This is a genomic window from Dactylosporangium sp. NPDC051087 (assembly GCF_055586325.1).
The window spans coordinates 196,600-223,207 of the sequence record NZ_JBVJIJ010000015.1 but is presented as its reverse complement, the minus strand read 5'-3'; the positions used below and the strand labels follow the sequence as shown (position 1 = coordinate 223,207).

The window sequence follows — 26,608 nt, the reverse complement described above, 5'->3', positions numbered from 1 at the left end:
CCTAGTGGGCCCGCGGCGGTGCCGTGCTCTCCCTGACCACCAGGTCGGTGGCGAGCTCGATGCGGGTCGACTCGAGGCGCTCGCCGTTGACGATGCGCAGCAGCGTCCGCGCGGCGACGACGCCCATCTCGTGCAGCGGCTGGCGCACGGTGGTCAGCGGCGGGGCGGTCCACTGCGCGAAGTTCAGGTCGTCGAAGCCGACCACGCTGATGTCGCCGGGGATGGTGAGCCCGGCCCGGCGGACCGCCTCGTAGACCCCGGTCGCCTGCTGGTCGCTGCCGGCGAAGATGGCCGTCGGCGGGTCGGGCAGCTCCAGCAGCGCCTGCGCGGCGTGCAGGCCGCCGTCGTGGTGGAAGTTTCCGTACCGGATCAGCCGACGGTCCACCGGCAGCCCCGCGGACTCCAGGGCGGCGCGATAGCCGGCGATGCGGGCGCGGGTGCACTGGAACTGCTCGTGGCCGCCGATCGCGGCGATGCGCCGGTGGCCGAGCGCGGCGAGGTGCTCGGCGGCGCTGTAACCGCCGGCGAAGTTGGTGGCGCCGATCGCGGGCGTGCCCGGCGGCGGCTGGTTGACGGCGTCGACGATGACGAACGGCAGGTTGCGCCGGGTCAGGTCGTCGTGCTGGCGCTCGGCGAGCTCGGACAGCACGAGGATCGCGCCCTCGGAGCCGCGGGCCAGCAGCGACTCGACCCAGCGGCGGGTCAGCGACTGCCGATTGTGCACGGCGGAGACGACGAGCGCCAGCCCGGCCTCCTCGACGACCTCCTCGACGCCGGTGAGGATCGACAGCCCCCACACGCTGTCGAGCTCGTTGATGACGAGATCGACGAGGTCGTTGCGGCGCCGGCGGCCGTTCTTCGCCGCTCGCGGCCGCTGGTAGCCGCGCTCGGACATGAGCCGTTCGATGGTTTCGCGGGTCTTCGCGGCGACGTCGGTGTGGCCGTTGAGCACCTTGGACACGGTCGAGATGGCGACGCCGGCCTCCTGGGCGATCTCCGCCATGGTCGGCCCGGTTTTCATCGTCATGGGGCACCTGTGTTTCGAAAACGATTGTCGAACCTGCGGGGCGTGGCTTGTGATCGGCACCGTACACCCCACACCCCCATTCCGAAACATTTCCCGAAATATTCGGAAGATGTACGGATTGTTTCGATGGAAGGACGGTACGGCGCATGCGCCGTTCAGCGCAGCTTCGCCGAGTCATCACAGGGATGCTCGCCGCCACCACCGCAGTGGCGCTCACCGCCGCCTGCGGCAGCTCCGGTCCGGGCACCTCGAAGCCCGGTGAACCCAGCAAGGTCTCCGTCTGGGCCCTGCAGGACGCCGCGGTCAACCCGATCGCGACGGCCAGCATCGACGCGTACAACAAGGCCAACAACACCAAGATCGAGCTGGTCACGTACGTCAACGACGCCTACAAGCAGAAGCTCCAGGTCGCGATGGGCTCGCCCGCCGCGCCGGACGTGTTCTTCAACTGGGGCGGCGGCAACCTGGCCGAGTTCGTCAAGGCCAACCAGGTCGCCCCGCTCGACGACGCCCTGGCGAAGAACCCGGAGCTGAAGGCCAAGTTCCTGCCCAGCGTCCTGGACGTCGGCAAGGTCGACGGCAAGCAGTACGGCCTGCCGATGCTCGGCGTGCTCCCGGTCGTGCTGTTCATCAACAAGGACGTCTTCGCCGCCGCCGGCGTGCAGCCGCCGAAGACCTACGCCGACCTGCTCAGCCTGGTCGACACGTTCAAGGCCAAGGGCATCACCCCGATCGCCCTCGCCGGCTCGCAGGGCTGGACCGAGCTGATGTGGCTGGAGTACCTGCTGGACCGCATCGGCGGCGCCGACAAGTTCGCCAACATCGCGGCCGGCAAGGAAGGCGCCTGGCAGGACCCGGCCGTCGTCAAGGCCCTCGGCGAGATCCAGACCCTGGTGAAGCGCGGCGCGTTCGGCACCAACTTCGCCAGCGTCAACTACGACAACCAGGGCGCCTCGAAGCTCTTCGCGACCGGCAAGGCCGCCATGCACCTCATGGGCACCTGGGACTTCTCGGTGCAGAAGGAAGCCAACCCGGACTTCATCAAGAACGGCAAGCTCGGCTTCAGCGCCTTCCCCGCGTACGAGGGTGGCGCCGGTGACCCGAAGTCCGTCGTGGGCAACCCGAGCAACTACTACTCGGTCAACGCCGCGTCGAAGAGCAAGGACGCCTCGATCGACTTCCTGACCAAGGCGCTCGCGTCCGACCAGTACATCAACGGTCTCATCGAGGCCGGTCAGGTCCCCGCGGTCAAGGGCGCCGACACGCTGCTGAAGTCCAAGCCCAACGCGGACTTCACCGGCTTCACCTACGACCTCGTGGCCAACGCGCCCAGCTTCACCCAGTCCTGGGACCAGGCGCTGACCCCGTCCGTGAGCACCGAGCTGCTGACCAACCTGCAGAAGCTCTTCCTGAACCAGATCACGCCCGACGCCTTCGTGGCCAACATGGCCAAGGCGAAATGACGACGTTCAAAGCGGCGGCGCGGCCCGGAATCATCTGGGCCGCGCCAGCGGTCCTGTTCTTCGCAGCGTTCGGCATCCTGCCGGTCTTCGCGGTCGTCTACCTCAGCTTCACGAAGTGGAACGGCCTCGGCGACCCGGTCTGGGTCGGGATGAGCAACTGGACCGCCCTCTTCGACGACAGCGAGCTGTTCAACGGCATCGGCAAGACCCTGATCCTGACCGTCGTATCCTGGATCGGGCAGACCCCACTCGCGCTGCTGATCGGCGTGTGGGCGGCCGGGCCGCAGCGCAGCCGGGCGGTGCTGTCGACGCTGTTCTTCCTGCCGCTGTTGCTGTCCACCGCCGCGATCTCCGTGACCTTCGTGTCGCTGCTCGACCCGAACTTCGGCCTCGCCGCCGACTACGGCAAGTACCTCGGCGTGCCCGACGGCAACTTCCTCGGCTCGCCCGAGAAAGCGCTCTACGTCATCGCCTTCGTCATCGCCTGGCAGTTCGTGCCGTTCCACACCCTGCTGTACCAATCGGCGACCCGGCAGATCCCGGTCTCGCTCTACGAGGCGGCCCAGCTCGACGGCGCGACGGGGGTGCGGCAGTTCTTCTCCATCACGCTGCCGCAGCTGCGCAACACGATCATCGCCTCCTCGGTCCTCATCCTCGTCGGCTCGCTCACCTACTTCGAGATGATCCTGCTGATGACCAACGGCGGACCCGGCACCGCGACGCGGGTCCTGCCCCTGCACATGTACATCAAGGGCTTCGTCGGCTTCGACATGGGCTACGCCAGCGTCCTGGCCGTCCTGCTCGTCACGCTCGGCACCGCCCTGTCGGTTGTCGTCGTCAGGATCACCGGCTACCACCGGATGGCCAGCGACCGGGAAGGTGCCTGATGAGCCTCGACCTCGCCCGCCGGCCGGCGCACCGCAACCGGCCGACCGTCTCGCTGCCACCGCCCGGCCCCCGCCGGCGTGGCCGGCCCAACATCCCGGCCGGGATCGCCGCCACGCTGTGGCTGCTGATCGTCGCGGTCCCGGTGTACTTCGTGGTCATCACCGGGTTCCGGACGCCGGAGCAGTACATCGACCAGGGTCCGCTGGACCTGCCGACCAGCCCCACGTTCGACAACTTCCTGTCGCTGTGGGACCTCGGGTTCACCAGCTACCTGACCAACAGCCTCATCGTCGCGTTCGGCACGGTGGCGCTGGTGCTCGTGGTCGCGCTGCCGGCCGCGTACGCCATCGTGCGCAACCCGAACCGCACGGTCCGCTCGATGTTCAACGTGTTCCTGCTCGGCCTCGCCGTGCCGGCGCAGGCGGTCATCGTGCCGATCTACCTGATCATCACCCGCCTGCAGATGTACGACACCCTGCTGGCGATCGTGCTGCCGACCGCGGCGTTCTCCCTGCCGATCGCGATCGTCGTGCTCACCAGCACGCTGCGCGACATCCCCAACGAGCTGTACGAGGCGATGACGGTCGACGGCGCCACCGCCGGGCGGATCTTCGGCCGCCTGGTGCTGCCGCTGGCCCGGCCGGGCCTGGTCAGCGTCGGCATCTTCGTCGGCCTCGGCGCCTGGAACGGGTTCCTGTTCCCGCTGGTGCTGACGCAGAGCGACGAGCAGCGGGTGCTGCCGCTGGGCCTGTGGAACTTCCAGAGCCAGTTCGGGACCAACGTGCCCGGCCTGATGGCCGCGGTCGTGCTGTCCGCGCTGCCGGTCCTGGCGCTGTACCTGTTCGGCCGCCGTCATCTGCTCAGCGGCCTCGCCGCGGGCTTCGGCAAGTAGCACGCCGCACTTCGGTGCGCACCACGATCACGAGGGACGACCAATGACTGCCGGCTCCATCCGAAACCCGGTCCTGCCCGGTTTTCACCCAGACCCGTCGATCCTGCGGGTCGGCACCGACTACTACCTCGCCACGTCGACCTTCGAGTGGTACCCGGGCGTGCGCCTGCACCACTCGAAGGACCTGGTGCACTGGCGGCCGATCGGTGGTGCGCTGGACAGCGTCCGGCTGCTCGACATGACCGGCAACCCCGACTCCGGCGGCGTCTGGGCGCCCTGCCTGTCCTATGTGGACGGACTGTTCCATCTCGTCTTCACCGACGTGAAGTCCTACTCCGGCTTCTGGGACACCCCGAACTTCCTGGTGACCGCGCCGGCCATCGACGGGCCGTGGTCGGCGCCGGTCCCGCTGCACGCGCAGGGCTTCGACCCGTCGATGTTCCACGATCTCGGTGGTGACGGCCGCAGCTGGCTGCTGTCCAACCGGACGGACTGGCGACCGGGCCACGCGTGGGCCAACGGCATCATCGCCCAGGAGTACGACCGCAACGCCCGCAAGCTCGTGGGCGACCCGGTCGACCTCTACACGGGCACCGCCGCCGGGATGACCGAGGGACCGCACCTGTACCAGCGTGACGGCTGGTACTACCTGGTCACCGCCGAGGGCGGCACCGAATGGTTCCACCAGGCGACCGTCGCCCGGTCCCGGGACCTGTTCGGCCCCTACGAGTCGGACCCGGCGGGCCCGCTCATCACCGCCGTGCACCGGCCCGACCTGGCGCTGCAGAAGGCCGGCCACGGCAGCCTCGTGGAGACCCCGGACGGCGAGTGGTTCTTCGCCCACCTCACCGGCCGGCCGCTCAGCCCGCGCGGGCGCTGCGTCCTGGGCCGGGAGACCGCGATCCAGCGGGTCACCTGGACCGCCGACGGCTGGCCGCGCATCGACGGCGGCGTCCCGCACGACGTCGTCGAGGGCCCCGACCTGCCGGCGCACCCGTGGCCGGACGAGCCGGAGACCGACGACTTCACCGGGCCGGTCCTCGGTCAGCAGTGGAGCACGCTGCGCCGCCCGGCGGACAACACGTGGGTGTCCACCCACGCGCGCCCCGGGCACCTGCGTATCCACGGCGGCCGCTCGGCGGGCGCCACGTCGGGGGAGAGCCTCGTCGCCCGCCGGGTCCAGCACTCCCGGGCGACGTTCGAGGCGACGGTCGAGTTCGCGCCCACGCACTTCCAGCAGATGGCCGGGATCACGGCGTACTACAACAGCCGCAACTGGTTCCTGTTGCGGGTCGGGTTCGACGAGGTCTCGGGCGCGTTCGTCGACGTGCTGTCCAGCGACCGGGGCAGGGTGCTCGCGCACGGCCCGGCCGTCCCCGTCGCCGGTCCGGTCCGGCTGCGGCTCGACCTTGACGGCGGGGTGCTGCGCGCCTCGTACGGCGAGGTCGAGTGGGGCCCGTTCGACGCCAGCATCCTGTCCGACGAGTACGCCCAGGAGTCCGACAACGGCGTACCCCGGGCGTGGGGCTTCACCGGTGCGTTCTTCGGCCTGTGGGTGCAGGACATGACCGGCGGTGGCCGGCCCGCGGACTTCTCCGCCGCGACCTACAAGCCGCAGCGCTGAGCCGTTGTCACGGGGTCCTCCCGCCGCCTGCGGGAGGACCCGGGCAGCGTTACTCAAGCGGTTCCTTCGCGGGGTGATGAGACTACTTCATCTGCCGCTCGACCCCTTCCACTCGGGAATGCGCGCCATAGGATGCATCTGCACGTGCATCTGCGCATGAGAGGGGGTTCGCGTGACCGAAAATGACCAGGCTCTGCTGCGGGAGGCGCCCTCCCTGTTCGGGATCGTCGCCGACCCCGAGGACGACGGCCATCCTTGCGTCGTCGCCTGGGGCCACCAGCTCGCCGACAGGGTCGTGACCAGCTGGTTCCTCGCCGACGGCAGCCTCGAGGTGGCCGTGTTCGGCTCCGCCGAGGCGGCCCTGGAGACGGCCGAGGCGCTGTATCCGGCCAGGCTCGTCTGGGTGCCACCGGGGTGCCCCGCGGTCTGACCGCTTATGCCACCACCGCGCCCGCCGATGGCCCGTCATGGCGACAATCAAGCGGGACCCGGTGCTGCTCGGCTTCGGCGGGCTGACCGTCGCCGTCGTGCTGTGGTTCCTCGCCGGCCCGGGTGACAGCAGGTCGTCCTGGCTGATCCAGACGGGTCTGGACGTGTCGCTGGTGTGGTTCGCCCGGCGCCTCATGCACCTCAACGCCACCAACCGGCCCGCGCGCCGCTTCTGGCGGTCGATGGCGGTCACCGCCCTGTGCTGCGCGGTCGGCGACGGCTACCAGTCCTTCCTGGTGCTGCGGCACCCCGTGGCCGAGGTCAGCATCGTGCAGGCCGGCCTGGTCGTGCTCGGCATGACCGTCATGGTCGTCACGATGCTCCTGCACCCGCTCGGCGCCGCCGGCCGGCAGCGGCTGCGGCTGTGGCTGGACGCCACCACCGTCCTGGCCGGTGTCGCGGTGTTCCTCTGGTACTTCTCGATCGGCGCGCAACTGGGTGCCGGCGACGTCGTGGACCGGGTCACCGCGGCCGCCATCTCGGCGGTCATGCTGGTCATCGTCCTGGGCGTGCTGAAGCTCGTCCTCAGCGACACGGCGCCGTTCACCATGGCGGCCGGCATCGCCGGCAGCGTCGGCACGGCCGGCACCGCCGTCGGCACGTCCGTCGCCACCGTCCTCACCGGCGCGTCGAACCCGGCCCTCATGAGCGTCGCCCAGCTCATCCCCTGCATCCTGGTCGCGTTCAGCCTGCGGCTGCAGGAGCTGCAGACGCTGCGCCGCGACAGCGCCTGGACCGGCGGCACGCGGCGCCGCTTCAGCCTGATGCCCTACCTGGCGGTCCTCGCCACCCAGGTCCTGCTCGTCGCCGCCCTCGTCGAGGTCCGCCCCGACGTGCGGATCTGGGGCGTGACCGCCGGTGTCGTGATCATCACCGTGCTCGTGCTGACCAGGCAACTCGCCGCGTTCCACGACAACGACCAGCTCCTGACCGACCTGGACCGCAGCATGCTCGACCTGCGCAGCCAGAAGGAATGGTTCAGCTCCCTGGTCCTGCACGCCTCCGACGTCACCATCGTCGTCGGCGCCGACGACACCGTCACCTACGCGAGCCCCGCCGCGATCCGCGTCCTCGGCGAGGACCCGTCCACGGCCCTCGGCGCGGTCCTGCGGCAACGCGTGCACCCGTCCGACGTGGCGACGTTCGACGCCTTCGCCGCCGGTTCGTCCGCGGCGTCGGTGCAGATCCGGCTCCGGCACACCGACGGCAGCTACCGGTGGCTCGACGTGGTCGGCGCGGACCTGCGCGACCACCCGAGCGTGCGCGGCGTGGTGTACAACGCCCGCGACATCACCGAGGCCCGCGCCCTGCAGGACAAGCTGCGCCACCAGGCGACCCACGACGCCCTGACCGGCCTCGCCAACCGAGCCCTGCTCGGCGAGCACCTGCAGCGCCGCGCCGATGCCCGCACCGGCGTGCTCGTCATCGACCTCGACGGCTTCAAGGAGATCAACGACGGCCACGGCCACCACGCCGGCGACCACGTCCTGACCACCGTCGCGGCCCGGCTCACCGCCCTGCTGCACCCCGGCGACCTGGCCGCCCGCCTCGGCGGCGACGAGTTCGCGGTGCTGCCCGCCGACCCGGACCGCGCCGAGGCCCTCGCCGCGCGGATCGTGGCCGCCCTGTCCGCCCCCATCGACCTCGACGGCGTGCCCATGCGCATCGGCGCCAGCGTGGGCGTCGCCATCGGCCCCGCCGGCGACCCGGACCGCCTCCTGCGCGCCGCCGACGACGCGATGTACCGCACCAAGCAGCACCGCAAGGCAGGTGTCTGAGCGCCGGGCCGGCGGGGCAGGTCTACCGGTGGTCGGCGGAGGCGGTCAGGCGGACCAGGCGGCCGGTGGCCCGGGAGTCGACGGTGAGCTCGTCGGCGAGGTTGGTCGCGAGCCACAGGCCGCGCCCGTTGACCTGGTCGGGTGGGGGAGCGGCGGTCGGCAGGTCGGGCTGCCACGGCTCGGTGCCGGTGTCGGCCACCTCGACGACCAGCCTGTGCTCCTGCAGGATCAGGGTCACGGCGGCGGTCCCGCCGCCGTGCTCGACCGCGTTGATGACGATCTCGTTGACGGCGACGGTGAAACCGGACACCCGATCGGGTGACAGGCCGACCTGGCGCGCGGCCTCGGTCACCCGGCGCCGGACCTCGGCGACGCCGGACACCGTCACCGGCGGCAGCGCCACCAGGACCTGGGGTGTGTCAGGGTCGTCCCGCATGTCACATCCACAACATCGTGCGTCGCCCGCGGCGGTCCCGTCGGCGGTCAGGGCCGCAGGCGCCGTCGTCGCGCTCTCGTCGAGTCACCATATATGGTCAGCGGGTAGCTGTCGTCTCGCGCCCGGAGCGCTGGGGAAGCGCCGGAGGGCCGGAAGGCCGGGAGGGGCCCATGACGTTGTCGTTGTCCACGACCCGTGACGCCGGGACGTGCACCGTCAGCATTGCCGGCGACGTGGACCTGGCGACCGTCGCCGACCTCGACCGTGCGGTGGCCGCCGCGGTCGGCAGCGACGCCGAGACCGTCGTGGTGGATCTCGCCGCCGTGACGTTCATCGACTCGGCCGGCATCAACGCGCTGCTCAAGGGCAGGCGGATGGCCGACGAGCGGGGTCGGCGCTTCCGGGTCGCCAATCCGGCCGGGGTGGTGCACGACGTGCTCGACATGACCGGCGTCCTGGCGCACCTGTCCGGCTGAGACACGGGCGGGCGGCGCGGGCATTGATCCGACACTGAGCGTGCGAGAGGCAGGGACGCGGGTGCCGAGGCGCGGCGGGAAGGCGTTGGTGGACAGCGAGGAGAAGGTCCGCCGCCTGCAGGCGGTGACCGATGCCGCCCTGTCGCAGCTCGGCCTCGAGGACCTGCTCCACGAGCTGCTCGAGCGGACCCTGGACATCCTGCGCGCCGACAGCGCCGCGGTGCTGCTGCTCGACCAGGACGGCACGGAGCTCGTCGCCACCGCCACCGCGGGCCTCGACCGGGCGCCGCGGCTCGAGGTCCGGGTGCCCGTCGGGCACGGGTTCGCCGGTGCCGTCGCCGTCCGTGGCGAGCCGGTCGCCGTCGAGCGTTTCGACCGGGCCGGCGGCGGTGCCACCGACTTCGACGCGGCGCTGGTGCCGGCGCGGACCGCCTCGCTCCTCGGCGTGCCGATGCTCAGCAGCGGCCGGGTCATCGGCGTCCTGCACGTCGGCACCCTGCGGCCGCGGTCGTTCACCGCCGACGACATCGAGCTGCTGCAGCTGGTCGCAGACCGGGCCGGGCTCGCCACCGAGGCCCGCCGGTCGCACCTGGACCGGGCCGCCGCCGTCGCCCTGCAGCGCAGCCTGCTGCCGGCCCGCCCGCCGACGATCCCCGGCCTGGACGTGGCGGTCCGCTACGTGCCCGGCGCGCAGGTCGGGGTCGGCGGCGACTGGTATGACGTGTTCGACCTGCCGTCCGGTCACGTCGGCATCGTCATCGGCGACATCGCCGGCAGCGGCCTGCACGCCGCGGTGGTCATGGGCCGCATCCGCAGCGCGCTGCGGGCGTATGCGATGGAGACCGACGACCCGGCGGACGTGCTGACCCGGCTCGACCGCAAGGTGCAGCGCTTCGAGCCGGACGCGATGGCGACCGCCGTCTACGCCGTCCTCGCCCCGGGGCTCGACACGGTGACCCTGTCCGTCGCCGGTCACCTGCCCCCGGTGATGATGCGCCCGGACGGGCCGAGCGAGCTGCTCACGATCCGCCCCGACCTGCCCCTCGGCGCATACCGCGACGCCTGCCGGCACAACACGAGCATCCCGCTGGAGCCGGGGCAGGGGCTGTTCCTCTACACCGACGGCCTGGTGGAGCGCAGGGAGCGCGGGATCACGCCCGGACTGCGGCGGATGGTCACGGTCCTGGCCGCGGCCGGCTCCGCCGACGCGACCTGCAACGCGGCGATGAAGCTGCTGGACAACGCCGCCCCCACCGACGACGTCGCCGTCCTGGCCGTCCGCCGCGACTGACGCCGTCAGCCCGCGGCGGCGCGGATCGCTGGGTCGAGCACGCCGGTCGGGTCCCAGCCGTCGCCGGTGCCGGCCGAGGTGGCGGCGAGGAACGCGGTCTCGACCGGGCGCAGGTCCTGGATCAGCTCGCCGACCGGGTGCCGTGCGGTGAAGCGGGCGCCGCGCGGCCGACCAGGAGCACCGCGAGGGGGCCGTCGCCGGTCCGCGACATCGGCATCCGCGTCGCCAGCATGTACGAACGACCACCCACGCCCAGACAACAGCGGCGGCTACGGTGGCAGGGTGACGGAGCTTCCCGCGTTTCAGTTCGCGTTCCCCGGGCCGCTGCGCGACGCGCTGGTCGCCGCGGTCCTCGACGGGACGAAGACGACGACGACCGGCCTGGTCCAGGACTGGGTGCTCGACGGTGACCCGCTGCCCGCCGAGGGCGACCGCGCGGCCGTGGTCGACTCGGACGGCCGTCCCGTCGCGGTGATCGAGCTGACCCACGTCGAGGTCCGCCGCCTCGGCGACGTCGACGCCCGGCACGCCCGCGACGAGGGCGAGGGCCACGACACCGTCGCCGCCTGGCGGGCGGGGCACGAGGAGTTCTGGCACGGGGACGACTACCGGGGCTGGCTCGGCGACCCGGCGTTCACCGTCGACGACGACACGGCCGCGGTCCTGCAACGCTTCCGGGTGGTCGAGCGGCGGTGACCCGTCAGTACACCTTGCCACCGTCGACGGCGAGCGCGGCCGCGACCTCCGAGAGGACCGCGCGCCACTGGGACTCGTCCTGCCTGGGCAGCACGTCGTCCCACAGGACCAGGCAGCTGCCGCGCAGCTGGGTGAGGCCGGCCGGGCGGCCCATGAACCACAGGTGCAGATGCGAGGCGCCGTCACCGATCTTCGACGCGTGGACCCTGGCGATGCCGCCGACGGACATGATGGCCCGCTCGACGCGTTGCAGCATCGGGCCGATCTCCGCGGCCCGCTCCGGCGGCAGGTCGCTCAGGTCGTAGTGGCCGATCGGGCACAGCAGCACCACGACCGGGATCGCGCTGGGCCCGCCGGCGTGCCGCAGCATCCAGTGCTCGTCGGCCCAGACCGCGTTCGCCGGCCCTTCCCGGCAGATCCCGCACGAATCGGGGCCGTCCTCACCGTCGCGCGGCGGCTCGGGCAGCTGCGGCGGGTCGAGCGCGCGCACCCGCAGGTCGCCGTCGAACGGGAACGTGTCCCACCCCGGGATGCCGCTGCCGTCGAACGGCACGGCCGGCCCGCCGATGGGCAGGTGCGTGAGGAAGCGGTCGCTCATGCCGCCGATCATGCCAGGATGACGGTCATGGATCTGTCCCGTCGGGTCGTCGTCGCGCTCGACTTCGACGACGCCCGGGCCGCCGCGGCGGTCGTCGAGCGGCTCGGGGACGCCGCGCGGTCGTACAAGGTCGGGCTGGAGCTGCTGACGGCCGCCGGTCCGGCGTTGGCCGCCGGGCTCGCGGACGCCGGCAAGGACGTCTTCTTCGACCTGAAGCTCTTCGAGATCCCGTCGTCGGTCGCCGCCGCGGTACGGGCCGCCGGCCGCCACGGCGCGACGATGGTGAGCGTGCACGCGACCGCCGGTGCCAGGATTCTCGAGGCCGCGGTGCGTGCCGCCGCCGAGTTCCCCCGGCTGCGGGTCGTCGCCCTGACCGTCGTCACCAGCCTCACCGCGGCGGACCTCGCGGAGGTCGGCGTCGGCGGCACGACCGAGGAGCAGTCGGCGCGCCTCGCGCTGCTGGCCCGGCGCTCGGGCTGCCACGGCGTCATCGCCGCGCCCCACGAGGCGGCGGCGCTGCGCCGGCTGCTCGGCCCCGGCCAGCTGATCGTCACGCCCGGCGTCACCCTGCCCGGCGGGCCCGGGGGCGCCGACCACGCCCGTCCCGCGCATCCGGTGGCGGCGGTGCGGGCCGGCGCCTCGCACGTCGTCATCGGCCGCGCGCTGACCAGGGCCCCGGACCCGGCGGCGGTCCTCGCGGGCATCGTCGCGGACCTGCGGGCAGCCTCGGACTTACCCCTGGACCGACCCTCGGACTGACCGGATTCGAGCGGGTCAGATGCCGGAGATGTCCTCGGGCGGCGCTGGCCTGAACGGGGGCCGGGGCGCGGGCGGGGCGCCGCTGACCTTCGTGATGATGTCGGCCGCGACGTCGCGCAGCTTGCGGTTGCGGTTCTGCGAGGCGCGGCGCAACAGGTCGAAGGCGGTCTCCGCGGTGCAGCGCTGCTGCACCATCAGGATGCCGATGGCCTGGTCGATGACGCTGCTGGACACCATGGCCTCGGCGAGCTGGTCCAGCAGCCGCGACTGCCGGACCTGGCGCACCGCGACGGTCAGCGCTTCGCTGCACCGGGCCCCGAACTCGGCGGCCTGCTCGCGCACCGGGCCGGTGAACGCGGACTCGCGCGTCGCGTACAGGTTCAGCGCGCCGAGGCACTGCCCGTCGACGAGCAGCGGCAGCGACAGCGAGCTGGCCACCCCGTAGGCGACGGCGTGCGGCCGGTACTTGTCCCAGCGCTGCTCGTGCGCGAGGTCGTCGACGACGACGGTCTCGCCGTCGAGCAGCGCGTCCAGGCAGGGGCCCTCGTCCGCGACATACTGGATCTCGTCCACCTGTCCGGCGAGGTCGTTGCTGACCGCCACCGAGAACGGGCGGCCGTCCCTGCGGACCGTGACGCCGCACGCCACCGCGGGGGTGACCACGGCGCCGGCGAGGTGCACGATCTGGTCCAGGAAGTCGTCCAGGTCAGGCGCCTGCACGAGGAGCCCGAGGAGATGTCCCGCGGTCGAGTTGACCGAGTTGATCGTGAGCGGTTCGTCGGCCACGGTGCGTCCGCCTCCCTCGCCGGATCCATCCCAGTATGCCCGCTCGCGGCGGGTCTCACTCGCGACCGCGGTTTCGGGCTTGCATCCGGTACCCGGGTACGGCCCTACCGTCGTGGAGAACCCGACCCAAGGAGGCTCACCATGTCGATGCTGATCCCGGACGCGTGCACATTGCCGACGGCCGAGCGGCCGTTGCGGCTGGCCGAGTTCGACGCGTTGTTCGCCACCGCCGTGCGGGCGGTCGAGCCGGTGTCGCCGACGCACGTACGGCTGCGGCTGGCGGGCCGTGCCGGCGTGGAAGCGTCGGTGCGCGACCTCGCCGCCCGGGAGACGGCGTGCTGCTCGTTCTTCACGTTCACCGTGACGGGGGAGCCGGCCGCGGAGGGGGAGGCGCTGACGCTGGACGTCGAGGTCCCGGCGCAGTACGCGGACGTCCTGGCGTCCCTGGCCTCGCTCGCCACCCGGGCCGCCGCCGGGGACCTGCGGTGAACCTGCCCGTGAAGCCCGTTCCCGGACAGGCCAGTCCGCCGGCCACTCCGCCGGCCAGTCCGCCGACCCGGAGCAAGGTCAGCGGGGTGCTCGCGGCCGTGGCCTGCGCGGCCTGCTGCGCCCTGCCGCTGCTCATCGCCGCCGGGGTCCTCACCACCGCGGGCGCCGCGATCGTGGAGAAGACGCTGCTCGCCGTCTCCGCCGGGCTCGTCGTCCTCGCGCTGGGCATGTGGTGGCAGCACCGCCGCAGTGCCGCCCGCCGTTCCGCTCACAGTGCCGCGGGCGCGAGCTGCGGCTGCGGCGGCTGCTGAGCCCGGTGCGGTGGTGCGGCCCTGCCCCGGCGGTGCCGCACCGCCGCCGCTGTGCTGCCATACGCCCATGACAGTCGTCCGGTCCATCGTGCTGTTCCTCGTCGCCGCGCTCGCCGAGATCGGCGGTGCCTGGCTCATCTGGCAGGGCGTCCGGGAACACCGGGGACTGCTGTGGATCGGCGCCGGGATCGCCGCCCTCGGCGCGTACGGGTTCGTCGCCACCCTCCAGCCTGACGCGAACTTCGGCCGCATTCTCGCCGCCTACGGTGGGGTGTTCGTCGCGGGGTCGCTCGCCTGGGCGATGCTCGTGGACAGGTTCCGTCCCGACCGCTACGACCTCGCCGGCGCCGCCATCTGCCTGATCGGTGTCGCCGTCATCATGTACGGCCCGCGCCCCGCCCCCGAACCGGCCCAGCCGACCCCCGGCGGCCCGGAGTCCGTGGCGCCACGCTAGCCGCTCACCTGCGCCGGTTGCGTGGATGGTCGCGAGCGGTCCGCTCGTTGCCGTGCTTGTAGTTGCCGGTCAGCCGGGCCATCAGCTCCTGCGGATCCTGGTTGTCCACGTCGGCCAGGAAGCGGGCCGCCGCCGCGTCGCGGAGCACCCCCGCGGGGCGGCCGTGGTGCAGCAGCTCGATGTCGCCGCTCTTGCGGACACGGTAGGTGAACCCTTTAGGCGCTCCACTCATCCCCGCATCGTGCCCAAGCCCGGCGGTTTCCACGACCGATTTCAGCAGCTCTTCCCGACGTACGCCAGGGCGCGGGCGACGTTGTCGGGGACGTCGGCGACGGAGTCGAGGACGAGCCGGTCGTCGGTCCAGCCGACGAAGCCCTCTCGGCGCGCCTCGACCGACTCCCAGGTCGGCTCGGCGGCGCCGGCGATGTCGTTGTCGGCGCGCTCGGCGAGGCGCCGGCGGTGCAGGGCCTCGTCGGAGCAGACGACCTCGACGAAGCGGAGCGTGACCTCGTGCCGGGCGGACAGGTCGCGCCACTGCTGCCGGGCGACCTCCGCGTCGTTGACGGCGTCGACGATGACGGTCTGACCGAGCCTGAGCATGTTGCCGGCGAGGGCACCGACGACGACGAACGCGGCGAGGCCCGTCGGCTGGTCCCGGTCGACGCCGGCGGCCCACATCGCGAGCTCGACCGGGTCGACGGGCAGCACCGGCGCCGGCAGCCGCAGCCCCAGCTGCGCGGCGATCGTGCTCTTCCCGGTCCCTTGCAGGCCACACATGACGATCAGCACCCAGACAGCGTGCCACAGCCGTCAGTCGAACGGGTCCCAGTGCCCGGCGTACCGCAGCAGCGCCCGCGCCAGTACCGGCGGTACGCGAACAGCATGGCCGCGACAGTACCGTGCGAGGATGCTATCGACGCCGTTCACGCGCCTCACCGGAGTCCGGCACCCGATCGCCCTCGCCCCGATGGGCGGCTCCGCCGGCGGCGCCCTCGCGGCGGCGGTCTCGCGCGGCGGCGGCCTCGGGATGCTCGGCGCCGCCGACGGCAACCCCGAGTGGCTGGAGCGGGAGGCCCCGACCGTCGCCGGCACCGGCCTGCCGTGGGGCATCGGGTTCCTCACCTGGATGACCACCACCGACGCCGTGCGGCGCTCGCTCATGTACGAGCCGCGCGCCGTCATGCTGTCGTTCGGCGATCCCGGCCCGTACACGCGGATCGTCCGGCAAACGGATGCCCTGCTGATCCTCCAGGTCACCGACCTCGAAGAGGCCCGCCGCGCCGTCGACCTGGGCGCCGACGTCATCGTGGCGCAGGGCACCGAGGCCGGCGGTCACGGCGCCCTGCGGGGCCGCTCGACGCTGCCCTTCGTGCCCTTGGTCGTGGACCTCGCCGGCGACGTGCCGGTCCTCGCCGCGGGCGGGATCGCCGACGGCCGCGGCGTCGCGGCGGCCCTCGCCCTCGGCGCGTCGGGCGCCCTGATCGGCACCCGCTTCCAGGCGACGGCCGAAGCGCTCGTGGACCCGCGCATCACCCGGGCGATCCTCGCCGGTCGCGGCGAGGACACCGAACGCAACCGGGTGCTGGACATCGCGCGCGGTTCACGGTGGCCGTCCCGGTACGCCGCCCGCACGCTCGGCCACCCGTTCCTCGACCGCTGGCGCGGGCGGGAGGACGAGCTCGCCGCCTCCGCCGAAGCCCTCCGGGACTACCAGCAGGACGTGACCAGCGGCGCCGTCCCGCCACTGCCCGTCTGGGCCGGGGAAGGCGTCGACCTGGTCACCGACCTGCCACCGGCCGCCGACCTCGTGTCCGCACTGGCCGCCCAGGCATCGTCGGCGCTCTCCCGCGCCGGCCGTTCCTAGACCGCCACGCCCCAGCTGTCGAGGAACTCTTTGACGGTGAGCTCGTCGAGCTGGCGCCGCACGTACCCCAGATAGTCGGCGTCAGGCTCATCCACCGCCGGCCGCAACGACAGTTCCACCCGCAGCACCGTCTCCCCGGTGTCCCGCCGAGTCACCACCAGAAACCCGTCCAGCGACGGCGTGCGGGGATTGTGACCGAGGTCGTCGAAGATCGAATACAACGTCGCCGCCGCAAACAACCTCACCGCCGCCCACCGTCCGGCTTTCGGCGGCACCACGATCTCAGCCTCAAGCACCTCACCCGCCCGCACACTGAGATCCAGCTCCACGAGCGTCCCTTCCCCCTCAAGCCCGCCGACCGCCGCGCCCAGAGTATCCGCCACCCGCTCCTCGAACTCCCCGGACGATGGCGCCGTCATACAGACCCGAAGCCGCTCGTCATCGCCGTCGTCCACCGCCGGAGCCCACGCGCCGGGTCCGGGCTCGGCATTCTCACCAACGGGCGCCAGGTCCACCGATCCGAAACAGGCGGCGCTCGAACTCCCGGCTCCAATTCCGGAACTCTCGGCATCCGAAGCCCCGAAGGTCCGAAGGTCCGAAACCAAGTCCGTCAATCCGCTGCCCGGACTCCGAACTCGACGCGCCGCTGTTCCCCTGGAGCCGCCACGCCCAGTGCCCTCTCCGGAACCGATACGGTGCCCCTGCGGTCGATGTGCCGGTGTCTCTGGGAGCCGACGTGCCGATCAGCCCGGTGCCCTGGGGCAGCCGTGCCGCCCGGAGCAAGGGGGAGGGCGGCGGACTCACCAGGCCCGTGCCGACGTACTCAGGTGTCTGGAGCCGACGTGCGGAGGCCCGGGCGCACTGAGGCGTCGTGTTCCGAGCCGACATGCCCCCGGTGTCGGGGTGCCCCTGGAGCAAGGCGCGGAGGGTGGTGGACTCACCGGGCCTGCGCTGACGTGCTGAGGTGTCTGGAGCCGACGTGTGGACGCTCCGGCGCGACGTTCCCCGAGCGTCGTGTTTCCGTGCCGCCGTGCCCTGGTGCCCCCTCGGAGCAAGGCGGGGTGGTGGATTCACCGGGCCCGTCCCAACGTGCTGGGTATTTGGAGTCGACGTGCGGAAAACTCTGGCACGCCGAGCCGTTGCGTCCCGAGCCGACGTGCGCCGGTGCCGCCGTGCCCGGGTGGCCCCCTCGGAGCAAAGCGGGGAGGATGGTGGATACACCGCGCCCGTGCCGACGTGCTGAGGTGTCTGGAGTCGATGTGCTCGGTGTTCGGAGTCGACGTGCGGAAATTCCAGCGCACCGGGACGACGTGCCCACGAGCCGTCGTGTTCCCGAGCGGACGTGCCCTCGTGCTTGGGTGCCCCCGGAGCCTGCCGGGGAAAGTGGTGGGCTCGTCGTGGAGTCGTGGAGTCGTGGAGTCGTGCAGTCGTGCAGTCGTGCAGTCGTGCAGTCGTGCAGTCGTTCTCGGAGTGTTCGGAGTCGACGTGCGGAACCCCGGCGCACCGAGCCGTCGTGTCCCGAGCCGTCGTATCCCGAGCCGACATGTCCCCCGTGCCCGGCTGCCCGCCGGAGCAAGGCGGGGAGGGTGGTGGACTCGCCGTGCCGGTCCGAACGTGCTGAGGTGTCTGGAGTCGACGTGCGGAAATCCAGCACGCCGGGGCGACGTGCCCTCGAGCCGTCGTGCCCCGAGCCGACGTGTCGAAATGGGCATGGCGCGTCGAGATGACGAGTCCGGCGCCCCACGGTCGACGGCCGGAGCCGTGGAGCCGTGGAGCCGTGGAGCTCAGACTTCCGGCCCGGGGCCGGCGCGGGGCGGGCGGTCGAGCCGCCCGCCGCACGCAGCAGGCCCGGGACGGAAGGGGTGGTTACGCGCCCACGTAGGTGGCGAGGTGTTCGCCGGTGAGGGTGGAGCGGGCGGCTACCAGGGCGGCGGGGGTGCCTTCGAAGACGAGGCGGCCGCCGTCGTGGCCGGCGCCCGGGCCGAGGTCGATGATCCAGTCGGCGCGGGCCATGACGGCCAGGTGGTGCTCGATGACGATGACGGACTTGCCGGAGTCGACGAGGCGGTCGAGGAGCTTCAGCAGCTGCTCGACGTCGGCGAGGTGCAGGCCCGTCGTGGGCTCGTCCAGGACGTAGATGCCGCCCTTCTCCGCCATGTGGATGGCCAGCTTGAGCCGCTGGCGCTCGCCGCCGGACAGGGTGGTGAGCGGCTGGCCGAGGGTGACGTAGCCGAGGCCGACGTCGGCCATGCGGTGCAGGATGGCGTGGGCGGGGGCCGACTTCGCGTGGCCCGCGGCGAAGAACGCCTCGGCCTCGGTCACGGACATCGCGAGGACCTCGCTGATGTTCTTGCCGCCGAGCTTGTATTCGAGGACGGCCGCCTGGAAGCGTTTGCCCTCGCATTCCTCGCAGACGGTGGCGACGCCGGCCATCATGGCCAGGTCGGTGTAGATGACGCCGTTGCCGTTGCAGTTGGGGCAGGCGCCGGCCGAGTTGGCGCTGAAGAGGGCCGGTTTCACGCCGTTGGCCTTGGCGAAGGCGGTCCGGATCGGGTCGAGCAGGCCGGTGTAGGTCGCCGGGTTGCTGCGCCGGGAGCCGCGGATCGCGGTCTGGTCGACGGAGACGACGCCGGCGCCCTTGGGCACCGAGCCGTGGATCAGTGAGCTCTTGCCCGATCCCGCGACGCCGGTGACGACGACCAGGACGCCGAGCGGCACGTCCACGCTCACGTCCTGCAGGTTGTGCCGTGTCGCGTTGCGGATCGGCAGGGCGCCGGTCGCGGTGCGGGGCTCGGCCTTCAGGGTGGCCCGATAGTCGAGGTGGCGCCCGGTGAGGGTCCCGCTGGCGCGCAGGCCGTCGACGGTGCCCTCGAAGCAGACGGTGCCGCCCGCGCCGCCGGCGCCGGGGCCCAGGTCGACGACGTGGTCGGCGATCGCGATCGTCTCGGGCTTGTGCTCCACGACGAGGACCGTGTTGCCCTTGTCCCGCAGCCGGACGAGCAGCCCGTTCATCCGCTGGATGTCGTGCGGGTGCAGGCCGACGGTCGGCTCGTCGAAGATGTAGGACACGTCGGTCAGGCTCGAACCGAGGTGCCGGATCATCTTCGTGCGCTGCGCCTCGCCGCCGGACAGTGTGCCGGAGGGCCGGTCGAGGGACAGATAGCCCAGGCCGATCTCCACGAACGAGTCCAGCGTCTGCTGCAGCGTCGCCAGCAGCGGCGCGACCGCCCGGTCCTTGATGCCGCGGACCCAGTCGGCGAGGTCGCTGATCTGCATCGCGCACGCGTCGGCGATGTTGATGCCGTCGATGCGGGAGTCGAGCGCGGCCTTGTTGAGCCGGGTGCCGCCGCACTCGGGGCACGCCGTGAACGTGACGGCCCGCTCCACGAACGCCCGGAGGTGCGGCTGCAGCGCTTCCTTGTCCTTCTGCAGGAACGACTTCTGCACCCGGGGGACGAGCCCCTCATAGGTCATGTTGATGGAGTCGATCTTGATTTTCACCGGCTCCTTGTACAGAAAGTCGTGCAGCTCCTGCTCGGTGTAGTCGCGGATCGGCTTGTCGGCGTCGACGAACCCGGACGCGGCGAAGATCCGCACCAGCCACCCGTCGACGCTGTAACCCGGGATCGTGATCGCACCCTCGGACAGCGACTTGTCCCGGTCGAACAGCTCGTCGAGGTCGATGTCGTTGTTGGTGCCCATGCCCTCGCAGCGGGGGCACGCGCCGGCGGGCACGTTGAAGCTGTAGTGGAACGACGGCCCCGCGCTCGGCACGCCGAGGCGGCTGAACACGATCCGCAGCATGGCGTTGGCGTCGGTGGCGGTGCCGACCGTGGACCGGGAGTTGGCCCCCATCCGCTCCTGGTCGACGATGATCGCCGTGGTGAGCCCTTCGAGCAGGTCGACGTCGGGCCGCCCCTGGCTCGGCATGAACCCCTGCACGAACGCGCTGTAGGTCTCGTTGATGAGTCGCTGCGACTCCGCGGCGATCGTGCCGAACACCAGCGAGCTCTTGCCCGACCCCGACACGCCGGTGAACACCGTCAGACGGCGCTTGGGGATGTCGACGCTGACGTCCTTCAGATTGTTTTCCCGGGCCCCGTGGACCTTGATCAGGTCATGACTGTCTGCGACATGCACCGGGCAACTGTAGAGGACACGTATGACACTTTCGGCCGTTCACGCGGGGACGGCGCCGCCCGGACGATCACGGTTGTGACATCGTTGCGTGATGTACGAGGACATGGTGTGGGACTCGGTGCGGCTGCCGGACGGGCACCGCCCCACCGACGAGCAGGCCGAGGCGCTCGGCGAGTCGTGGTGGTACCTCACCCTGTCGACGACCGCCACGTCGACGGCGCCGCCACGGTGAAGCCCAGGGACTCGTACAGCGGCACGCCGAGCCGCGACGCCGTGAGCGTCACCGGCAGGTCCGCCAGCGGCGCGAGGGAGCCGAGCATCACGGCCCGCCCGACGCCACGGGACCGGAACGCGGGCGGCGTCCCGACCCAGTAGTGGCTGCCGAGCCCGTCGTCGACGACCGTCACGCACGCCCCGGCGACCTCGCCGTCGAGCCGGGCGACGTACACCTCGACGCCGGGCTGCTCGATCAGCGCCGCCGGGAACAGCTCGCCGCCGCGGTGCGGCTCGAAGCGGGTCAGCCCGAACCCGCCGATCACGGCCCGCTCCGCCGCGTGCAGGTCCGCCTCGTCGCGGGCCCGGGTCACCGCCATCGCCGGCGCGTCCACCGGGGCGGGCGGGCGCAGCATGACCGGCATCTGCCAGGTGCGCATGCCGAGATGGGCCAGGTCGGTCGCGCTGAACGGGTCCTCGATGTCCACGGGCCCGGCGGCGCCGCCCACCAGCGCGGTGACCTCGGCGACCTCGCCCGCGTCGAGGCCGGCCCGCTGGATCAGGACGCGCAGGCCCGCGCGCTCGTCGCCGGCCACGGCGAGGTACCCGGGGCGGCGGATCACCTCGTGGCCACGCGCGACACCGGTCGCCGCCCAGAACGCGGCGGAGTTGCGGGCCTGGCGCAGCGGCGCGTCGGCGATGCTCGTCATGGTGGCCATCCTCCCCGTATCTCCACGCCGGCGGCACCCGCCCCCCACGGGCCGCCGTTAGCGTTGCCCCGGTGCCCCTGACGTTCCCGTCCCATCCCGCCGCCGTGCTGCCGCTGAAGGTGTGGCGGCCACGCTGGTTCGACGGCGTCGCGCTCGTGGCCGGCTCGACGGCGCCGGACCTCGCATACATCCTGGACGGCTCCGGCCTGCCGGTCTGGCCGCTGTCCCACCAGTGGCCGGGGCTCGTCGCCTGGTGCCTGCCGGTCACCGTCGCCGTCGCGTGGCTGACCCGCCGGGCGGCGCCGGTCCTCGCCGCGCACCTGCCGGGACTCGCGGCCTTCGGTGCGCTCGGCCGGTGGCCCGCCTGGCCGGTGACCGTGTCGTCGGCGCTGCTCGGCGCGGCCAGCCACCTCGCCCTGGACCGGGTCGAGTTCGTCCTGCCGTGGTCCGAGTACGTCATGCACGCGCTGGGGGCGTTCGGCTTCGTCGCGGCCGTCGCGCACATCGGCCGGCGGCGGCTGCTGCGCGCCTGGCACGGCGACCCGCCGCCGCGCGCCCGCCACCCGGCGTTGTTCTGGACCGTCGCCGCCGCCGTCACGCTGCCCCTGATCGCGGTCACGCCGTTCCTGCCCGGCGCTGAGCCGGCCCACACCACCGGCGTGCGGCTGCTGTGCGCGGCCGCCGGGGGCCTCCTCGCCGCGTCGTGGGCGGTATCTTGCCGGTCATGGCTTCGCTCCGGCTCCTCATGACGACGCCGGCGGGTGTACCGGTGTGGGGCTTCCCCGCCGGCGACGACCCCCTGCTGTGCTGGTGGCGGCTGCGCGTACAGCACGACGGCACCGGGCTGTGGCCGCTGCTGATGCCGGCGGCCGCCCCTGAGGAGTTGCGACCGTGCCCGCTGGACGAGGCGGCCCCGCGGCTCGACGGCGCGTCCGTTCTGGCCGATCGCATCGCGGCCCGGCTCAGGATCTACGGCGCGCACGCCGACACCGTCCGTGCCGAGCTGCGTGGTGAGGGGGAGTGGCGGGCCCGGCCCGAGCCGCCGGGCTTCGGCGTCGCCCACTACGACGAGGTGGTCGTCGCGCTGGTCCCCGCCGCCGCGCCGTGGCAGGTCCCGCTCGTGCTGCAGCACGGCGGCTGGAACGAGTACCCGTCGCCGGCCGAGCACGCGGCGATCCTGCGGTACTTCCACGCCCGCTACGGCGCCGAGCTGGTCGCGATGACGACGGACAGCGCCGAGTTCACGGTGCGCCACCCGCCGCTGGACCGGGCCGCGGCGCTCACGCTCGCCATGGAGTACCAGGTGTACAACGACGGCGCGTACGACAACTACTTCGCGGACACGCTGACCGACCTGGCGGTCAGCCTGGGCGGTGAGCCGGTGTGGCGGGTCTGGTGGGACTGAGCCCCGTGCGCGGCACGGTCAGCACGACCCGGCCGATCTGGCCGCCGGCCTCGAACCCGCGCAGCGCCGCCGCGGCGTCCGTCAGCGGGTGGGTCGCGGCGACGTAGGGACGCAGGCGCCCCTCGGCCGCGGCCGCGAACAGTCCACTGAGGACGGTGTTCGCCGGCGGCCCGTCCGTGAACAGGCCGGCGGTGACTGCCCGCCGGCCCGGCGACGCGGCCATCCACGCGCCGAAGCGGTCCCGCAGCGCGGCCGGGTCGGCGACCGTGTCCCGCGTCGCGTTGTTGCCGTACGAGACCAGGATTCCGGACGCGTTGAGCTGCTCCCACGAGTCGGCGAGGTTGGGCCCGCCGATGTTGTCGAAGACGGCGTCGGCGCCGCCGGGCGCGAGCTGCAGCACCCGCGCGGTGACGTCCTCGGTCCAGTGGTCGACCGGGGCGAAGCCGAGGTCCGTGGTCCCGGCCAGCTGCCGGGTGCTGGAGATGCCGATGACCCGCGCGCCGGCCTGCCGGGCGAGCTGCACGAGCGTCGTGCCGGCCCAGCCGGGCGCGCCGGGCACGACGACGACCTGCCCGGGCCGGACGCCGGCGACGTCGTGCAGCAGATGCGAGGCGAGCACCCCCGGATAGGCCAGGGCGACCGCCTCGACCGGGCCGAGCGCCCCGGGCACCGGCGTGAGCGCGTCCACGGCGACGGTGACGTGCGTGGCCCACGCGCCACCGGGCACGACGGCGGCGACGCGCCGGCCGACGAGTCCCGGGTCGGCGGCGGCGCCCACGGCGGTCACGACGCCGGCCAGGTCGCGGCCGGGCACCATCGGATACGTGCGCCGGTCGAGGCAGGCGCCGCGCCGCATGAGCATGTCGTCGAAGGACATGCCGGCCGCCTCGACCTCGACGAGCGCCTCGTGCGGCGCCGGCACGGGCACCGGCTTCCGTTGCGCCAGCAGGCCTTCGGGCTCGACGGGACCGGGCAGGACCATCTCGAGGGCGGGCACGCGGCCACCGTACGCGAGTGGCATCCGTCCGGAAAGCGCCCTCCATCGATACTCCAGCGCCGCTGTAGTGACCGTGACGTGTGTGCCGCGGAACCCGCCCGGGTACAGACCGGCCATGACGCCGGATCGTGGCACGGGAGTTTGGCGGGCGCTGCCCTGGTCGCTCAGGTACGCGGCGGCCGCGGCGGGCTGCGCCCTGGTGGTCGCCGCCGCGGTGTACCTGGCGCTGCGCCTCGCGGTGCTGGTCGCGCCGCTGACCCTCGCGGTGGTCGTCGCGCTGCTGCTCACCGCGCTGCTCCAGCCGGTCACCGAGTTCGTCTGCCGCCGCGGCGCGCCACGGGCGGTCGGCGCGCTCGCCGGCGTGTTCGTGCTGCTGGTCGTGCTGGTCGTGCCGGTACTGCTGATGTGGCAGGCGGTCGCCGCCCAGGCCGGCGAGCTGCCCGGCGAGCTCGGCCAGGGCTGGGAGCGCACCCGTGACTGGATCGCGAGCACGACCGGGGTCAGCGACCGCCAGCTCGACGCCGCCGTCGAGCAGGGCGGCGAGCGGGTCCGCAAGGCCGTCGCGCCGAACGCCGCGGCGTACGCGATGAGCGCCGTCGAAGCGTTCGGCTCGGCGCTGCTCGCCCTGATCCTCGTGTTCTTCCTGCTCAAGGACGGTCCGTCGATCGCCGGCTGGACACGGGACCGGCTGCCGGAGCACAGCCGCGACCGGTGGAGCGAAGCCGCCGGCAACGGCTGGCGGGCGCTGTCCCGCTACGCCCGCGGCACGGTCGCCGTCGCCGCCATCGACGCCGCCGGCATCGGCGCGGCGCTGTTCATCATCGGCGTCCCGCTGGCGCTGCCGCTGACCGTGCTGACGTTCGTCGCCGCGTTCGTGCCGGTCCTCGGCGCGACCGTCGCCGGGGCCGTCGCGACCCTGGTCGCCCTCGCCGCCGGCGGACCGGTCGACGCGCTGCTCGTCCTGGCCGCCGTCATCGTCGTCCAGCAGGTCGAGGGCAACGTCCTCGAGCCGCTCATCATGGGCAAGGCGCTGCGCCTGCACCCCGCGGTCGTCCTGGTCGCGGTCACCGCCGGGGCGCTCACCGGCGGTGTCGCCGGCGCGGCCGTCGCCGTCCCCCTCACGGCCGTGGTGTACCAGGTCACCCGCACCGCCCTGCGAGATCGTAGGGACGCGGACGTCAGCTCAGCGTGAGCTGTACGCCCCACGTTTGCCGGATATTCACCGACGTCTCAGAGGCTCCTGGATGACCGCGCAATGCGTTCATCATCCAGGGAGTGATGTGAGCATGACCGTTTCCCGTCGGCAGATTCTCGCCGGTGGCACCGCGGCAGGTGTCGGCCTCACCGTCGCCGGCGCGCTGCCGAGCCTCGCCGAGCCGGCCGCCGCGCACGAGCAGGGCCGTCCCGGTGGCGGTGGCTCGGGCGGCGGGCGTCCGTTCCCGCCGCTCAAGGACGACCCGAACGGCATCCTCGCGCTGCCCGAGGGCTTCTCGTACACGATCGTCACCCGCGAGGGCAGCACGGAGATGTCGGGCGGCCAGGGCAAGACGCCCGGCTACCACGACGGCGCCGGTGTCGTCGCCGACGGCCACAACAAGCTGGTCCTGATCCAGAACCACGAGCTGAACCCGCACCAGCTCGTCTACGGCGTGCCGCACATCGAGGGCACCGTCTACGACCCGGGTGCGCCCAACGCGGGCGGCTGCACCGTCATCACCACCGACGGCCGCGGCCGCCGGACCGGCGAGTGGGTCGGCATCTCCGGCACCGTGCGCAACTGCGCCGGCGGCGTCACCCCGTGGGGCACGTGGCTGACCTGCGAGGAGACCACCATCAACGCGGGCGCCACCTGGAGCGCGGGCGGCCAGACCGGCACGTACCAGAAGAACCACGGCTACGTCTTCGAGGTCTTCCAGAGCGAGTCGAAGAAGCAGCTGCCCAAGCCGATCAAGGCGTTCGGCCGCTACGACCACGAGGCCCTCGCCGTCGACCCCGACCTGCGGCACGTGTACCTGTCGGAGGACGCCAGCGGCCCGAACGGCCTGTTCTACCGGTGGAGCGCCACCGACGGCAAGCGGCTCGGCCCCGGCATCGCCAACACGCTCAGCGACACCGCGGGCAAGCTCGAGGCGATGCAGATCCGCCTCGACGACGGCAGCATCCTGCCCGACGTCGCCTACCTCACCTCCGCCCAGATCGGCCGGCCGTTCAAGGTGACCTGGATCGAGGTCCCGGACCGGGAGGCGACCACGAAGTCCGTCCGCACCCAGTTCGCCGACGGCGAGGTCACCCGCGGCAAGAAGTTCGAGGGCGTCTGGAGCACCCGCAAGGGCTGCTACATCGTCAACAGCTTCGCCTTCGGCGCCAACGACCTGCCCGCCGACGCCACCAAGCACGACGGCATGGTCTGGTTCTACGACTACAGCGACCAGACCATCACGCTGGTCACCTACTTCCCGCACAACGCGGCCGCCGAGGGTGAGGGCCCCTCGCCGAAGTACGCCGACCTGACCTTCGACGGCCCCGACAACGTCACGGTCACCCCGTGGGGCACCCTCGTGCTCGCCGAGGACGGCGTGCGCGCCTCGCACGTGCTCAGCTCCGTCCCCGGCGGCCCCACCTACGCCATCGCCCGCAACATGCTCAGCAACGGCACGTCCAACGGCGCGCCGACCTACTCGGAGTTCACCGGCCCGACGTTCTCCCCGGACGGCAAGGTCCTGTTCGTCAACATCCAGGTCCCCGGCATCACCCTGGCCATCACCGGCCCGTGGGAGAAGTACCTCGGCTGACCTGCCCGGCGTCAGCCACACCCTTTGGTT

30 protein-coding genes are annotated in these 26,608 nt (G+C 72.5%); 19 read left to right on the top strand and 11 right to left on the bottom strand.

The features are described from left to right. Position 1: 1 nt before the first annotated feature. Positions 2-1,027 carry a LacI family DNA-binding transcriptional regulator gene (locus ACZ6TV_RS28380; protein WP_354788585.1) on the bottom strand — a complete coding sequence of 342 codons (1,026 nt, stop codon included), beginning with the start codon at positions 1,025-1,027 and terminating at the stop codon, positions 2-4. A gap of 146 nt (positions 1,028-1,173) precedes the next feature. Here ACZ6TV_RS28380 and ACZ6TV_RS28375 point away from each other — a divergent pair, with 146 nt between their 5' ends. The 6 genes from ACZ6TV_RS28375 to ACZ6TV_RS28350 all read left to right on the top strand — a co-directional run bounded on the left by ACZ6TV_RS28375 (position 1,174) and on the right by ACZ6TV_RS28350 (position 8,161). After that, positions 1,174-2,490 (top strand): extracellular solute-binding protein, encoded by a 1,317-nt coding sequence (locus ACZ6TV_RS28375; protein ID WP_465300328.1) that lies wholly within the window; start codon positions 1,174-1,176, stop codon positions 2,488-2,490. After that, the gene (locus ACZ6TV_RS28370) at positions 2,487-3,377 is read left to right on the top strand and encodes a carbohydrate ABC transporter permease (protein ID WP_465300327.1); all 891 of its coding nucleotides are present in this window, start codon (positions 2,487-2,489) and stop codon (positions 3,375-3,377) included. Before ACZ6TV_RS28375 ends, ACZ6TV_RS28370 begins: the two co-directional genes overlap by 4 nt. Beyond that, positions 3,377-4,270 (top strand): carbohydrate ABC transporter permease, encoded by an 894-nt coding sequence (locus tag ACZ6TV_RS28365; RefSeq protein WP_465300326.1) that lies wholly within the window; start codon positions 3,377-3,379, stop codon positions 4,268-4,270. Before ACZ6TV_RS28370 ends, ACZ6TV_RS28365 begins: the two co-directional genes overlap by 1 nt. A gap of 43 nt (positions 4,271-4,313) precedes the next feature. Next, the gene (locus ACZ6TV_RS28360; RefSeq protein ID WP_465300325.1) at positions 4,314-5,894 is read left to right on the top strand and encodes a glycoside hydrolase family 43 protein; all 1,581 of its coding nucleotides are present in this window, start codon (positions 4,314-4,316) and stop codon (positions 5,892-5,894) included. 172 nt (positions 5,895-6,066) lie between these two features. Further along, positions 6,067-6,324, top strand: a complete 258-nt coding sequence (locus ACZ6TV_RS28355) for a hypothetical protein (protein WP_465300324.1) — start codon at positions 6,067-6,069, stop codon at positions 6,322-6,324. Positions 6,325-6,361: 37 nt separating this feature from the next. Continuing rightward, complete coding sequence (locus tag ACZ6TV_RS28350) at positions 6,362-8,161, top strand: diguanylate cyclase domain-containing protein (RefSeq protein ID WP_465300323.1); 1,800 nt, start codon at positions 6,362-6,364, stop codon at positions 8,159-8,161. 22 nt (positions 8,162-8,183) lie between these two features. On the opposite strand, the gene ACZ6TV_RS28345 is transcribed toward ACZ6TV_RS28350, so the two are convergent. Continuing rightward, positions 8,184-8,597 carry an ATP-binding protein gene (locus ACZ6TV_RS28345; protein WP_465300322.1) on the bottom strand — a complete coding sequence of 138 codons (414 nt, stop codon included), beginning with the start codon at positions 8,595-8,597 and terminating at the stop codon, positions 8,184-8,186. Positions 8,598-8,767: 170 nt separating this feature from the next. Between ACZ6TV_RS28345 and ACZ6TV_RS28340 the strand changes: the two genes are divergently transcribed. Both ACZ6TV_RS28340 and ACZ6TV_RS28335 read left to right on the top strand, forming a co-directional pair. Further along, positions 8,768-9,073 carry an STAS domain-containing protein gene (locus ACZ6TV_RS28340; RefSeq protein ID WP_465300321.1) on the top strand — a complete coding sequence of 102 codons (306 nt, stop codon included), beginning with the start codon at positions 8,768-8,770 and terminating at the stop codon, positions 9,071-9,073. A gap of 88 nt (positions 9,074-9,161) precedes the next feature. Continuing rightward, positions 9,162-10,364, top strand: a complete 1,203-nt coding sequence (locus tag ACZ6TV_RS28335; protein ID WP_465300320.1) for a PP2C family protein-serine/threonine phosphatase — start codon at positions 9,162-9,164, stop codon at positions 10,362-10,364. 5 nt (positions 10,365-10,369) lie between these two features. Here the strand turns inward: ACZ6TV_RS28335 and ACZ6TV_RS28330 are convergent, their stop codons facing one another. After that, positions 10,370-10,624, bottom strand: a complete 255-nt coding sequence (locus ACZ6TV_RS28330) for a hypothetical protein (RefSeq protein ID WP_465300319.1) — start codon at positions 10,622-10,624, stop codon at positions 10,370-10,372. A 22-nt stretch (positions 10,625-10,646) separates the two neighbouring features. Here ACZ6TV_RS28330 and ACZ6TV_RS28325 point away from each other — a divergent pair, with 22 nt between their 5' ends. Beyond that, positions 10,647-11,060 carry an ASCH domain-containing protein gene (locus ACZ6TV_RS28325; RefSeq protein WP_465300318.1) on the top strand — a complete coding sequence of 138 codons (414 nt, stop codon included), beginning with the start codon at positions 10,647-10,649 and terminating at the stop codon, positions 11,058-11,060. Between the two features lie 4 nt (positions 11,061-11,064). Here ACZ6TV_RS28325 and ACZ6TV_RS28320 read toward each other — a convergent pair whose 3' ends face one another. Next, positions 11,065-11,658: an HIT family protein gene (locus tag ACZ6TV_RS28320; protein WP_465300317.1), complete on the bottom strand. Its 594-nt coding sequence runs from the start codon at positions 11,656-11,658 to the stop codon at positions 11,065-11,067. Between the two features lie 27 nt (positions 11,659-11,685). Here ACZ6TV_RS28320 and pyrF point away from each other — a divergent pair, with 27 nt between their 5' ends. Beyond that, positions 11,686-12,417 (top strand): orotidine-5'-phosphate decarboxylase, encoded by a 732-nt coding sequence (pyrF, locus tag ACZ6TV_RS28315; protein WP_465300316.1) that lies wholly within the window; start codon positions 11,686-11,688, stop codon positions 12,415-12,417. Positions 12,418-12,432: 15 nt separating this feature from the next. On the opposite strand, the gene ACZ6TV_RS28310 is transcribed toward pyrF, so the two are convergent. Next, complete coding sequence (locus ACZ6TV_RS28310; RefSeq protein ID WP_465300315.1) at positions 12,433-13,203, bottom strand: GAF and ANTAR domain-containing protein; 771 nt, start codon at positions 13,201-13,203, stop codon at positions 12,433-12,435. Between the two features lie 141 nt (positions 13,204-13,344). Between ACZ6TV_RS28310 and ACZ6TV_RS28305 the strand changes: the two genes are divergently transcribed. From ACZ6TV_RS28305 to ACZ6TV_RS28295, 3 genes are all read left to right on the top strand, one after another. Then, a complete protein-coding gene (locus ACZ6TV_RS28305) occupies positions 13,345-13,692 on the top strand; it encodes a hypothetical protein (protein ID WP_465300314.1) in 348 nt (115 codons plus the stop codon). An 86-nt stretch (positions 13,693-13,778) separates the two neighbouring features. Further along, positions 13,779-14,003, top strand: coding sequence for a hypothetical protein (locus ACZ6TV_RS28300; protein WP_465300313.1), 225 nt, complete (start codon positions 13,779-13,781; stop codon positions 14,001-14,003). A gap of 67 nt (positions 14,004-14,070) precedes the next feature. After that, complete coding sequence (locus ACZ6TV_RS28295) at positions 14,071-14,457, top strand: YnfA family protein (protein ID WP_465300312.1); 387 nt, start codon at positions 14,071-14,073, stop codon at positions 14,455-14,457. A gap of 4 nt (positions 14,458-14,461) precedes the next feature. Here the strand turns inward: ACZ6TV_RS28295 and ACZ6TV_RS28290 are convergent, their stop codons facing one another. Together ACZ6TV_RS28290 and ACZ6TV_RS28285 are read right to left on the bottom strand one after the other, a co-directional pair. Beyond that, complete coding sequence (locus ACZ6TV_RS28290) at positions 14,462-14,689, bottom strand: hypothetical protein (RefSeq protein WP_465300311.1); 228 nt, start codon at positions 14,687-14,689, stop codon at positions 14,462-14,464. A gap of 41 nt (positions 14,690-14,730) precedes the next feature. Continuing rightward, positions 14,731-15,246, bottom strand: a complete 516-nt coding sequence (locus ACZ6TV_RS28285; protein WP_465300310.1) for a P-loop nucleotide/nucleoside kinase family protein — start codon at positions 15,244-15,246, stop codon at positions 14,731-14,733. Positions 15,247-15,364: 118 nt separating this feature from the next. On the opposite strand from ACZ6TV_RS28285, the gene ACZ6TV_RS28280 reads away from it, so the two are divergent. Then, positions 15,365-16,321 (top strand): NAD(P)H-dependent flavin oxidoreductase, encoded by a 957-nt coding sequence (locus ACZ6TV_RS28280; protein WP_465300309.1) that lies wholly within the window; start codon positions 15,365-15,367, stop codon positions 16,319-16,321. Here the strand turns inward: ACZ6TV_RS28280 and ACZ6TV_RS28275 are convergent. Both ACZ6TV_RS28275 and ACZ6TV_RS28270 read right to left on the bottom strand, forming a co-directional pair. Then, positions 16,318-16,776, bottom strand: a complete 459-nt coding sequence (locus tag ACZ6TV_RS28275; protein ID WP_465300308.1) for a hypothetical protein — start codon at positions 16,774-16,776, stop codon at positions 16,318-16,320. The two genes, ACZ6TV_RS28280 and ACZ6TV_RS28275, sit on opposite strands and share 4 nt — an antisense overlap. 1,411 nt (positions 16,777-18,187) lie before the next feature. Next, positions 18,188-20,461, bottom strand: a complete 2,274-nt coding sequence (locus ACZ6TV_RS28270) for an ATP-binding cassette domain-containing protein (protein ID WP_465300307.1) — start codon at positions 20,459-20,461, stop codon at positions 18,188-18,190. A gap of 91 nt (positions 20,462-20,552) precedes the next feature. Between ACZ6TV_RS28270 and ACZ6TV_RS28265 the strand changes: the two genes are divergently transcribed. Beyond that, complete coding sequence (locus tag ACZ6TV_RS28265) at positions 20,553-20,693, top strand: hypothetical protein (protein ID WP_465300306.1); 141 nt, start codon at positions 20,553-20,555, stop codon at positions 20,691-20,693. On the opposite strand, the gene ACZ6TV_RS28260 is transcribed toward ACZ6TV_RS28265, so the two are convergent. Then, positions 20,650-21,384, bottom strand: a complete 735-nt coding sequence (locus tag ACZ6TV_RS28260; protein WP_465300305.1) for a GNAT family N-acetyltransferase — start codon at positions 21,382-21,384, stop codon at positions 20,650-20,652. The two genes, ACZ6TV_RS28265 and ACZ6TV_RS28260, sit on opposite strands and share 44 nt — an antisense overlap. 71 nt (positions 21,385-21,455) lie before the next feature. Here ACZ6TV_RS28260 and ACZ6TV_RS28255 point away from each other — a divergent pair, with 71 nt between their 5' ends. Together ACZ6TV_RS28255 and ACZ6TV_RS28250 are read left to right on the top strand one after the other, a co-directional pair. Beyond that, positions 21,456-22,133 carry a DUF4184 family protein gene (locus ACZ6TV_RS28255; protein ID WP_465300304.1) on the top strand — a complete coding sequence of 226 codons (678 nt, stop codon included), beginning with the start codon at positions 21,456-21,458 and terminating at the stop codon, positions 22,131-22,133. After that, a complete protein-coding gene (locus ACZ6TV_RS28250) occupies positions 22,109-22,789 on the top strand; it encodes a DUF4253 domain-containing protein (protein ID WP_465300303.1) in 681 nt (226 codons plus the stop codon). The genes ACZ6TV_RS28255 and ACZ6TV_RS28250 overlap by 25 nt, the downstream gene beginning before the upstream one ends. Here ACZ6TV_RS28250 and ACZ6TV_RS28245 read toward each other — a convergent pair. Further along, the gene (locus ACZ6TV_RS28245; protein ID WP_465300302.1) at positions 22,746-23,786 is read right to left on the bottom strand and encodes a zinc-binding dehydrogenase; all 1,041 of its coding nucleotides are present in this window, start codon (positions 23,784-23,786) and stop codon (positions 22,746-22,748) included. The genes ACZ6TV_RS28250 and ACZ6TV_RS28245 overlap by 44 nt on opposite strands. Before the next feature lie 115 nt (positions 23,787-23,901). Here ACZ6TV_RS28245 and ACZ6TV_RS28240 point away from each other — a divergent pair, with 115 nt between their 5' ends. Together ACZ6TV_RS28240 and ACZ6TV_RS28235 are read left to right on the top strand one after the other, a co-directional pair. Further along, positions 23,902-24,978 carry an AI-2E family transporter gene (locus ACZ6TV_RS28240; RefSeq protein WP_465300301.1) on the top strand — a complete coding sequence of 359 codons (1,077 nt, stop codon included), beginning with the start codon at positions 23,902-23,904 and terminating at the stop codon, positions 24,976-24,978. A 94-nt stretch (positions 24,979-25,072) separates the two neighbouring features. Further along, a complete protein-coding gene (locus tag ACZ6TV_RS28235; RefSeq protein ID WP_465300300.1) occupies positions 25,073-26,578 on the top strand; it encodes an alkaline phosphatase PhoX in 1,506 nt (501 codons plus the stop codon). Positions 26,579-26,608 lie beyond the last annotated feature (30 nt).